This window comes from Brevundimonas sp. (genome assembly GCF_035626535.1).
Lineage (GTDB): Bacteria > Pseudomonadota > Alphaproteobacteria > Caulobacterales > Caulobacteraceae > Brevundimonas.
The window spans coordinates 1-10,028 of the sequence record NZ_DASPNO010000056.1 but is presented as its reverse complement, the minus strand read 5'-3'; the positions used below and the strand labels follow the sequence as shown (position 1 = coordinate 10,028).

The 10,028-nt window shown below is 68.9% G+C and carries 9 protein-coding genes; 5 read left to right on the top strand and 4 right to left on the bottom strand.

Annotated elements, in window-relative coordinates; translation table 11 throughout:
- The 5 genes from VEC04_RS08425 to aguB all read left to right on the top strand — a co-directional run.
- Positions 1–1,077: OmpA family protein (locus tag VEC04_RS08425; RefSeq protein ID WP_324775774.1), on the top strand; the 1,077-nt coding region annotated here is incomplete at its 5' end.
- Positions 1,078–1,194: 117 nt separating this feature from the next.
- Positions 1,195–1,887: a peptide-methionine (S)-S-oxide reductase MsrA gene (gene msrA, locus VEC04_RS08420; protein ID WP_324775772.1), complete on the top strand. Its 693-nt coding sequence runs from the start codon at positions 1,195–1,197 to the stop codon at positions 1,885–1,887.
- A 207-nt stretch (positions 1,888–2,094) separates the two neighbouring features.
- Positions 2,095–5,499 carry a TonB-dependent receptor gene (locus VEC04_RS08415; RefSeq protein ID WP_324775770.1) on the top strand — a complete coding sequence of 1,135 codons (3,405 nt, stop codon included), beginning with the start codon at positions 2,095–2,097 and terminating at the stop codon, positions 5,497–5,499.
- A 149-nt stretch (positions 5,500–5,648) separates the two neighbouring features.
- The gene (locus tag VEC04_RS08410) at positions 5,649–6,650 is read left to right on the top strand and encodes an agmatine deiminase family protein (RefSeq protein ID WP_324775768.1); all 1,002 of its coding nucleotides are present in this window, start codon (positions 5,649–5,651) and stop codon (positions 6,648–6,650) included.
- Positions 6,650–7,531 (top strand): N-carbamoylputrescine amidase, encoded by an 882-nt coding sequence (gene aguB, locus VEC04_RS08405; protein ID WP_324775766.1) that lies wholly within the window; start codon positions 6,650–6,652, stop codon positions 7,529–7,531. Before VEC04_RS08410 ends, aguB begins: the two co-directional genes overlap by 1 nt.
- On the opposite strand, the gene VEC04_RS08400 is transcribed toward aguB, so the two are convergent.
- From VEC04_RS08400 to VEC04_RS08385, 4 genes are all read right to left on the bottom strand, one after another.
- Positions 7,512–8,252, bottom strand: coding sequence for a PA-phosphatase (locus tag VEC04_RS08400; RefSeq protein WP_324775764.1), 741 nt, complete (start codon positions 8,250–8,252; stop codon positions 7,512–7,514). The genes aguB and VEC04_RS08400 overlap by 20 nt on opposite strands.
- A 32-nt stretch (positions 8,253–8,284) precedes the next feature.
- Positions 8,285–8,794: a hypothetical protein gene (locus tag VEC04_RS08395; protein ID WP_324775762.1), complete on the bottom strand. Its 510-nt coding sequence runs from the start codon at positions 8,792–8,794 to the stop codon at positions 8,285–8,287.
- 109 nt (positions 8,795–8,903) lie between these two features.
- Positions 8,904–9,275, bottom strand: coding sequence for a ribonuclease (locus VEC04_RS08390; RefSeq protein WP_324775760.1), 372 nt, complete (start codon positions 9,273–9,275; stop codon positions 8,904–8,906).
- Positions 9,276–9,417: 142 nt separating this feature from the next.
- Positions 9,418–10,028, bottom strand: a 611-nt coding sequence (locus VEC04_RS08385; RefSeq protein ID WP_324775758.1) for a deoxyhypusine synthase family protein, incomplete at its 5' end; no start/stop codon positions are given.

Sequence of the window (10,028 nt, the reverse complement as noted above, 5' to 3'; positions counted from 1 at the left end):
GGCGCTGCGGCGGCCGATCCGAACGGATGGTACGGCGCGATTGACGTCGGCTACCACATGCCGGAGGCCGACACCTCCTATGGCATCGAGATGGAGGTCGACGACGACTGGGCCGGTTTCGCCCGTCTCGGCTACCGGTTCACGCCCAACTGGCGCGTGGAGCTCGAGGGCGGCTACCGTCCGGGCGAACTGGGCGAGCTGACCGTCGGCGGCACGCCGGTGATCTGTAACGCGGTTCCGGCCGTGGGCCCCTGCGAGCCCCCCGAGGGCGACCTGACGTCGACCTCCCTGATGGTCAATGTCATCTATGACTTCGGCAACGAGGACTCGACCCTGCGTCCGTTCATCGGACTGGGCGCCGGCCTCAACCGCGTCAACACCGAGTACCTGGGCACCCTGGCGAGCAACCGCGCGATCGCGGTCGGCGCCGACGACAGCTCGTCCGAGCTGGCGGCGCAGGCCATCGCCGGCTTCGCGTGGGCGCTGAGCGACCGGGCCAGCCTCGACCTGACCTACCGCTACCTGATGTCGAACTTCTCGTTCGACACCTTCGCCTCGGTCCCGGCCGGTGATCTGGGCGAGCTGGAAGGCCGCTACACCGACCACTCGATCAGCCTGGGCCTGCGCTATGCGTTCGGCGCGGACGAGCCGCCGTACATCCCGCCGCCGCCCCCGCCGCCCCCGGTGGTCACGCCTCCGCCGCCGCCTCCGCCGCCCCCGCCGCCGCCTCCGCCGGCTCCGGTGCGCCGTGAGTTCGTGGTCTATTTCGACTGGGATCGCTCGGACCTCACGGCCGAAGCCCGCTCGGTGGTCACCCAGGCGGCGAACTACGCCAAGTCGGGCCGTCCGACCCGCATCCTGGTGGTCGGCCACGCCGACACCTCGGGTTCGGCCGCCTACAACGTCGGCCTGTCCAACCGCCGCGCCCGCACCGTTGCGGACGCGCTGGTCGCCCAGGGCGTCAATGGCGGCGTGATCTCGCTGGACGGCAAGGGCGAGACCCAGCTGGCCCGCCCGACCGCCGACGGCGTTCGCGAGCCTCTGAACCGCCGCGCCACCATCGGCATCAACTTCTAGGACGGTTCGTCCGGGCGCTGCACGAAGCGCCCGGACAGCCTCCCGGAAGGTCGAATGGCCTGAAACTGCAGCACCGCCGGTCCCTCACGGGGCCGGCGGTCTTGTTTTGTCCGGCCGATGGGTGAACCATTCGCCGCCGGCTCCTTCCCCGGACGCAACGCCGCTCCCGAGGTCCTGATGTTCCGTCGACCGCTTCTCGGCCTCGTCGTTCTCGGCCTCGCCGCATGCTCGCCGGGCGAGCCCGCGGCGGAGGCCCCGGCCGCCGCGCGGCCCGGAGACAGCGGCCGGCGCGAGACGGCGGTCTTCGCCGGCGGATGCTTCTGGTCTGTCGAGGCCAATTTCGAGGCCGTTCCCGGCGTGGTGGCGGCGGTGTCGGGCTTCGCCGGCGGATCGGTCGCCAACCCCACCTATGATCAGGTCGTGCGGGGTGGGACGGGCCATCTGGAGGCGGTGCAGGTGACATTCGATCCTGCCCGCATCAGCTATCGCCAACTGGTCGACCGGTTCTGGCTGACGATCGATCCGACCGATCCAGACGGGCAGTTCTGCGATCAGGGGCCGTCCTACGCGACGGCGGTCTTCGCCAGCCGGGCCCAGAAGCCGGCCGCGGAGGCTTCACGCAGGGCCGCGGCGACCCGCCTCGGAGCGGCGCGGTTCGTCACGCCGGTCCGCGACGCCGTCCGGTTCTGGCCGGCCGACGCGTATCATCAGGATTTCGCTCGCCTGAATCCGGTCCGCTACGGCGGCTACAACCGATTCTGCCGGCGCGGCGAGCGCCTTCGGGCGGTCTGGGGCGACGCGGCGGCGTAGCAGTCAAAGACGCCGGCGCGGCCAACCCATCCACAGGCAATCCACCCACAGCAGTGTGTCTCCCGCGCCACCTGCCCTGACTGTCATATCACTGTCACACGAATGTCGTCCCACTTTCCGACGGGGCCCGTAGAGGGAGCGGGATTTCAACCGGCCGCCGGCTGGTCAGTGGGCGTTCGCGCCCTTCTTCATCGGGGATAGATGACAATGACGAACCGCAAACGCGTGTTCTGGGCGACGACCGCCCTGGCCACGACCATGCTGGCCGCGAGCGCCGTCTACGCGCAGGAAACCACCGGCGCGGTTCGCGGCCATGTTCTGGACGCCAACGGATCGGCCGCGACGGCGACCGTGACCATCGTTCACGAGCCGACCGGCACCAGCGTCACGACCGTCACCGACGCCAACGGCTTCTACAGCGCCCGCGGCCTTCGCGTCGGCGGCCCGTACACCGTCACCGCGACCGGCGCGAGCGGCCAGGGCGCGCGCCAGCTGTCGGCCATCGGCGTGGGCGATCCCGCCAACGGCGACGTGGTGCTCTACGGTGAGGACACCTCGAACGTCGAGGACGTCGTCGTCGTCGCCGCCCGCCGCTTCGCCAACGATTTCGGCGCCGGCTCGGCCTCGAACTACGGCGCCGACACCATCCAGTCTCTGCCGTCGATCAGCCGCGATCTCAAAGATGTCGCCCGTATCGACCCGTTCGCCACCATCGACCCTTCGAACGAAGACGCCCTGTCCTTCGGCGGCGTAAACACCCGCCTGAACCAGCTGACCGTAGACGGCATCCGCCAGAACGATGAATTCGGCCTGAACGGCAATGGCTATCCGACCCAGCGCTCGCCCATCTCGCTGGACGCGGTCGAGGCTGTGAACGTTTCAGCGGCTCCGTTCAGCGTCATCAACAACGGCTTCATCGGCGGCGCGATCAACGCCGTGACCAAGTCGGGCGGTAACACCTTCTTTGGTTCGGCCTTCTACGAGAAGAGCGACGACAGCCTGCTGGGCGACCGGTACTACGGCTACGACCAGACCACTGGTCCGGCCGGCAACCGCAACCCCTACTACGGCCACCACCGGGTCCTGCCGTACAACCGTGTATTCGACGAGAAAACCTGGGGCGTGACGCTCGGCGGTCCGATCATCGAAGACACCCTGTTCTTCTTCCTGTCTTACGAGAAGTTCGAGTCGGAGTTCTCGCTGAACGAAGGCCCGGAGGACGCCGGATTCAGCAACCCGATCCCCCGCATCACCACCACCGCCGTCGACAATTTCCGCGCCGCGGCCCAAGCGCGCTACGGCTATGATACCGGTTCGTACGTCAGCGTCGCTCCGCCGGTCGAAGACGAGAAATTCCTCGCCAAGGTCGACTGGAACATCAACAGCGATCACCGTTTGGCCCTGACCTTCCAGGAGACGATCGGCAACTCCTTCAACGGCTCGACCTCGTCCGCCTTCATCAACGGCGGGTCGACCAGCCAGCCGCGCCTCGCACTGGAATCCAGCCAGTATCTGAAGGACGAGCGCCTCACGACCTGGAACGCCCAGCTGAACTCGCAGTGGACGGACGCCTTCTCGACCGAACTGCGCTTCGGCTACAAGGAAACCGAGACCACCCAGCTCCCGGTCGGCGGCCTGTCCGTCGGTCAGGTCACCGTGACGGTCGCGGACCTGCCCGGCGTCGAGCCCGGCTCCGGCTCGCCGCAGATCCAGTTCGGCGCGGACAACTTCCGCCACGACAACTATCTGTACAGCGAGAACACCAACGCCGAACTGATCGGCCGCTACAACTGGGGTTCGCACGACATCCTGTTCGGCCTGCGGACCGAGAAGCGCGACTTCACCAACGTCTTCGTTTCGCAGTCGCTGGGCCAGTGGACCTTCTCGAGCTTCGCCAACTTCCAGGCGGGCACGGCGTCAGGTCTCATCATTCGCGGCGCGGTTGATCCGAACGGCGGTACGGTCCCGGCCGAATTCGGCACGGCTCGCGACGGCGCCGTGGTGTTCGGCTACGATCTGCATTCGCTCTATGCCGAAGACACCTGGCAGGTGACGGACGATCTGCGGCTCTCCTACGGCCTGCGCTACGATTGGTTCGGGATGGACGATCGTCCGACCCTGAACGCCGGCTTCGCCACCCGCAACGGGTTCGACAACACCTCGAACCTGGACGGCCGCGACCTGTTCATGCCGCGCTTCGGCTTCAACTGGACGCCGGGTGACTGGACGGTCTCGGGCGGCATCGGTCGCTTCTCGGCGATCGGCACCAACGTCCAGATCGGCAACCCCTTCGGCAACGACGGCGCCCGCATCACCAACGCTGTCTGCACCGGCCCGCTGACCGGGATCACTGACCTGTCTGTCGTTCCCGCCGGCGCGAACTGCACCTTCACCCCGGGCAACGGCAGCGTGGTCGCCCTGGATCCGAATTTCGAAATCCCCAGCGCGTGGAAGTACAACCTGACGGTCGCCCGGGACTTCCATCTGCCGCTGATCGAGGACTTCCGCCTCCAAGCCGACGTCCTGTACAACGACTTTGAGAACGCCCTCTACTACACCGACCTCCTGGCCACCCAGATCGGCACGGCCCCCGACGGCCGTCCGGTCTATTCGCACCCGGCCGGTCCAGTGGTCTTCGACCTCCTGCTGACCAACCTCGAGGAGGGCGGCCATTCGTTCTCCACTGCCTTCACTGCTCAGAAGGACTGGATCGAGGGGCCGTTCCGCGGTCTGGATGTCCGTGCGACCTACACGTACACGGAAGCCGAAGACGGCAACCCGATGACCAGCTCGCAGCCGGACTCGTCGTACGTTCGCTTCGCCTCGACCGACCACAACAACCCGGTTCTGGCGACCTCGGACTACGAGATCCGTCACCGCTTCTCGGTCAACGCCCACTGGGCCCGCGACCTGTTCGGCGACAATGAGACCTCGGTGAACCTGTTCGTTCAGCGCCGCTCGGGCCTGCCCTACTCGTTCGTCTTCCACAACAGCCGCTCGGGCAACTACGACAACGACTTCGGCAACGCCGTGCCGCAGTCCTACTCGGGCGCGCTCGGCACCTCGAACCACCTGTTCTACGTGCCGCAGGTCGACCCCGCGACCGGTCTGGTCACTACGACCAGCGATCCGCGGATCACCTACACCGGCATCAACATGGCGGACTTCAACGCCTTCCTGCAGAACACGGGCCTGATCAAATACGCCGGCTCCGTCGCTCCCCGGAACGCGTTCCGCTCGGCCGCCGTCACCACTGCGGACATTCGTTTGTCCCAGGAAGTATCGGTGCCGTTTGTCCCGACCGGCAAGATCAAGCTGTATATGGATATCGAGAACTTCGGTAACCTGATCAACGACCGCTGGGGCGCGGTCGAGCAGTATCCGTTCTACCGCGGCGTCGGCACGGTGGTCCTGAACTGCCGGACTCCGGGCGGTGCGGCGACCTCGTGCGCCACCCCGGGCGCGGTCTTCAACTACTCGCAGCTGCAGACCCCGAACCTGGCCCTCGGCGCCCAGCCGGACGCCTCGCTGGCCGGCGAAGCCCGCCGTCCCAGCAGCCAGCTGCCTGCCTCCACCTGGCAGATCAAGCTGGGCGCCCGCTTCGAGTTCTAGGACCCAACCAGGCGCTACAGACGACAGGGGGCGGTCCGGAGACGGGCCGCCTCTTTTCGTTATGGCCGGCTCCGCCGCCTTGCGTTGAAGTTCGGGCCATCAGGGCCTATCTGGCGCGGTCCGCCCGTCGCCTGAGGATTCCGCCGCCCATGACCGTCCCCATCCCCGCCGAATGGGCGCCGCACCGCGCCATGTGGGTCGGCTGGCCCAGCCACGGCGAGCTGTGGGAGGAAAACCTCGAGCCGGCCCAGGCGGAGGTCGAGGCGCTGGTGCGCGCCCTGGCGGGGCCCGGACGCGAACGGGTCAAGCTGCTGGTCGGCAAGACCGAGGCGCTGGACGGCGCCCGGGCCCGCTTCAGCGGCGTCGACAACGTCGAGGTCGTGAACGGCCGTTTTGGCGACATCTGGCTGCGCGACACGGGCCCGATCTTCGGCGAGGGCTCCACCCGCGCCTCCGCTTTCCGCTTCAACGGCTGGGGCGGCAAGTACGAGCTGGAGCACGACGACACCGTCGCCACCCAGATCGGTCAGGCGTCCGGCGCGGACCTGACCCGGCACGACTTCGTCCTCGAAGGCGGGGCGCTGGATCACGACGGGCAGGGCACGATCCTGACGACCCGCCAGTGCCTGCTGAACCCGAACCGCAACACCGGCTGGACCGAGGCGGCGGCCGAAGCCGCGCTCGCCGCCTCCCTCGGTGCGCGCAAGGTGCTGTGGCTGGGCGACGGCCTGCTCAACGACCATACCGACGGCCACGTAGACAACCTCGCCCGCTTCGTCGCCCCCGGCATCGTGGCCTGCCCCGTCGCCTGGGGGCGGGGCGATCCGAACGACGAGGTCTACGCAGAGGTGGCGCGCACTCTCTCGCAGATGACCGATGCCGGCGGCCGGTCAATTCGCATCCTGCCGCTGCCCTCGCCGGGCTTCGTCGGCGGCCAGGACGAGAGGCCGATCCCCGCCAGCCATATGAATTTCCTCATCGCCAACGGCGCGGTCATCGTGCCTGCGTACGGCGACGCCCGCGCCGCCGATCTGGTCTGCCAGGGACTGAAGACTGTCTTCCCGGACCGTGAGATCATCGCCCTGCCGTCCCTCGCCATCCTCTCCGGCGGCGGATCCTTCCACTGCATCTCCCAGCAGGAGCCCGCCTGATGGCCCGCCAACAGTCGAGAACGATCTCCGTCGCCGCCCTCCAGACCTCCTATGGCGAGGACCTGCAGGCCAATATCGACAAGACCATCGCCCTGATCCGGGACGCGGCGGGCCGGGGCGCCCAGGTCATCCTGCCGTCGGAGCTGTTCCAGGGCCCGTACTTCTGCGTCAGCCAGGAGGAGCGCTGGTTCGCGACCGCCCATCCGTGGCGCGAGCACCCCTGCGTCACGGCTCTGCAGCCCGTCGCGGCCGAACTGGGCGTGGCCATCCCGGTGTCGATCTTCGAGCGCGAGGGCCCGCACTATTTCAACTCGATGGTCATGCTGGACGCCGACGGCTCGGCGCTGGGCGTCTACCGCAAGAGCCATATCCCCGACGGCCCCGGCTATCAGGAGAAATACTATTTCCGCCCGGGCGACACCGGCTTCAAGGTCTGGAACACCCGCCACGGTCGCATCGGCGTCGGCATCTGCTGGGACCAGTGGTACCCGGAGACCGCCCGCGCCATGATGCTGCAGGGCGCCGAAGTGCTGATGTATCCGACCGCCATCGGCTCCGAGCCGCATGACAAGGAGCTGGACACCGCCGACCCGTGGCGCCGCGCCATGCAGGGCCACGCCGTGTCGAACGTGGTGCCGGTCGTCGGCTCCAACCGCACCGGGGCGGAGTACGCCACCGAGGTCGGACAGGTCTTCTACGGCTCATCCTTCATCGCCGACCATCGCGGCGATCTGGTCGAGAGCCTCGGCCGCGACGAGGAGGGGGCGCTGGTTCGCACCTTCGACCTCGACTATATCGACCGCCACCGCGCCGCCTGGGGCTTCTTCCGCGACCGCCGCACCGACCTCTACGGCTCGCTGGTCAGTCCGCGGCCGGCCTGAGTTCCAGCGCCCGCCGCTCGGCGGCGCAGGACGGGTTGGTCAGGCCCTCCGCCCGCGCAGCGGCGACCTCGGCGCGGGCCGCCTCCAGATCGGCCTGGAAGTCCGCCGTGTCATGAGCGGCGACATAGACCCGCCTTCCGACCCTGACGCCGGCCTCGACGTCGGGCAGCCAGTTCATCCGGCAGATGGCGCGGCTGTGCCCGATCTCGAAGCCCCGGGCCCGCGCGGCCTCGGCCCGGTCCGGGGCCAGTTGGGCGAACATTTCACCATAGACCTTACCGGCGACCGCCCCCCTCGCGGGCCAGGAGGGGGTGTCCCGCGTGGCGGCGTCGATCCTCTGGCAGGGCTGGAGGTCGCGATCGACGGCGATCGGCCGGCGACGGGGATGAAGCTCGGCCAGTCGTCGGCTCACCGCGTCGGAATCGGCGAGCAGCCGGGTCATCAGCCGCGTCAGGGCGGGCCGCGGCCTCGCCGCCAGCCTCGTTTCGAGGACGCAGTCGAAATGCTGCGCGGCCTCGGGCGGTCGCAGCTCGGCGTCGGCGATCGCCAGCCACCAGCGGTCGGACCCGGGGGTGTTCGGATGAAGGTCGCCCGGCCACAGAGTGGGCGAGGGCGGTGGCGGCGCAAAGCCTCGGGCGATGGCGTCGGCGGCGGCGGCGTCGAGATACCCGCGCGCGAGAGGAGGGGGCGAGGATCCCCCCGCCGAAGCGCAGGCGGCCATCAGGCTACAGGCCGCCAGGGCGGCCGCCGGTCTCACCGTCCCGTGGTCCAGTCCAGCTGTACGTCGGTCGGCCCGCCGTCGATTCTCTCGGCGATGACCTGCAGCAGCTGGCCGCGGCCGTCCACGCCGTCCCCGGCGGAATAGGCCTGGGCGTCCCCGCGGTTCATCGAATTGATCGGCTTCAGCCCGGCCGCTTCGGCGCGCTGCCGGTAAAAGGCGATGACGGCCTCCGGTTCGGCGTCGGTGGTGAAACGGACAATGCCGCCCGGTCCCTCGGGCCCCTGCGCCAGGGTGGCGGGCGTCTTGATCTCGGCGCCCGGATAGATGACGGCGAAGGCCGGAGCGCCGGCGGCGGCGGGCACGGCGGCCGCGGCTCCGGCCGGGGGCGCCAGTCGTGCTTCGGCCGGGGCGTCGGCGGCCGAAGCGACCGCCTCGACGGCGGCGTCGCCGGCGGCGGGCGCGTCTCCGGCGGGCTCCCGCTCGCTACACCCGGCCAGCACCATGGCCGCCAAGACGGTGGTGGCCGCAAGACTGCGCTTCATCCCTTGGTCGTCCTTGAAAAAGACTGTGTTGTTGGCTTCACCGTGGCCCATGGCTGCGGCGGCCGCAAGGCGGGTTCGCGCCGCAGGCATGGCACGGATTACGCGATGTTCAGCCTGTCGCCGCGTCGGCTTCGTCGCCCACGCCTGGCTTGCCTTCCACGGGATCGCCGGCGGGGCCGGTGAAGTCGTTGCCCGTATTGTTGATCGGCTCGTCCGCATTGGTTCCGGCGGGAGAGCGGGGCGCCGCCGAGCGCATCCCTTCGCTGGCCAGACTCTCATTGATGCGGTCCTGATCGGGGTCGATCTCCGACCCGCCCGCGGCGCCGCCTTGCAGGGAGCCGGCGCGGGTGTCCGAACCCATGCCGCTGCCCGAAACGGCTTCCGTCAGGGCGTCGGGCGTCCGGCCGAGGTCCGGCTTCTCGCCCATGTCGTCGGCTTCGCGGGCGTCCTCGGTCTGCTGCGGATGCTGTTGCTGGATCATGGCGAACTCCTTCACCCCGCTAAGCGAACCGCCCGGTCAGCGGTTCCGCGTCGGCGCGGCGGCGCGTCGATCGTCGGCCGACAGCAAAAAAGGGCCGGGATTCGCATCCCGGCCCCTCCCATTGCGGCTTGCCGGAGCCGGCCTACTTGCCGAACAGCTTGGCCCAGCGGCGCTTCTCGCGGGTCTTCCAGACGCCCCGGTGATAGGCGTCGGACCCGATCAGAGGCACCACGGTCGTGGCCTCGGCGAAGACCATCTGCTCGTGCGTGGTCTGCACCTTGCCCCACGACGCCGCCTCCTTGAGCGTCGAAGACGAGCAGGCCCCGTCGCGCACGTCGGCCACGGTGATCTGGACGGCGTAGCGGTGCATCTCGGCTTCCACCCCGAGGATTTCGGCGCAGACGACGGTGTCCTGGGCGAAGTTCTTGGGCACCCCGCCGCCGACCATGAAGAGGCCGGTCGTGCCGGCCTTCAGCTTGATCTCCGTGAGCTCGCGGAAGTCCGCCGCGGAGTCGATGGTGAGGTAGGGCTTGCCCGCCTTCATCCGCTCCACCTGGTGCTTCACCAGGCCGAAGCCGGCGGAGCAGTCGGAGAAGGCCGGCACGAAGATCGGCACGCCCTCGTGGTAGCAGAGCTCCACCAGGCTGTCGGGCTTCTTGGCGTTCCCCTCGGCCAGCCACTTGCCCATCTCCCAGATGAACTCGCGCGAGGAGTAGGGGCGAGGCTCCAGCTGGTTGCAGATGGCCAGGATCG

Bases quoted from the DNA above. Each gene is read 5' to 3' on its own strand.
- VEC04_RS08400 (WP_324775764.1), bottom strand. From the start codon at position 8,252: ATGGCCGCCTGCGCTTCGGCGGGGGGATCCTCGCCCCCTCCTCTCGCG.
- msrA (WP_324775772.1), top strand. From the start codon at position 1,195: ATGGGTGAACCATTCGCCGCCGGCTCCTTCCCCGGACGCAACGCCGCT.
- VEC04_RS08410 (WP_324775768.1), top strand. From the start codon at position 5,649: ATGACCGTCCCCATCCCCGCCGAATGGGCGCCGCACCGCGCCATGTGG.
- VEC04_RS08395 (WP_324775762.1), bottom strand. From the start codon at position 8,794: ATGAAGCGCAGTCTTGCGGCCACCACCGTCTTGGCGGCCATGGTGCTG.
- VEC04_RS08415 (WP_324775770.1), top strand. From the start codon at position 2,095: ATGACGAACCGCAAACGCGTGTTCTGGGCGACGACCGCCCTGGCCACG.
- aguB (WP_324775766.1), top strand. From the start codon at position 6,650: ATGGCCCGCCAACAGTCGAGAACGATCTCCGTCGCCGCCCTCCAGACC.
- VEC04_RS08390 (WP_324775760.1), bottom strand. From the start codon at position 9,275: ATGATCCAGCAACAGCATCCGCAGCAGACCGAGGACGCCCGCGAAGCC.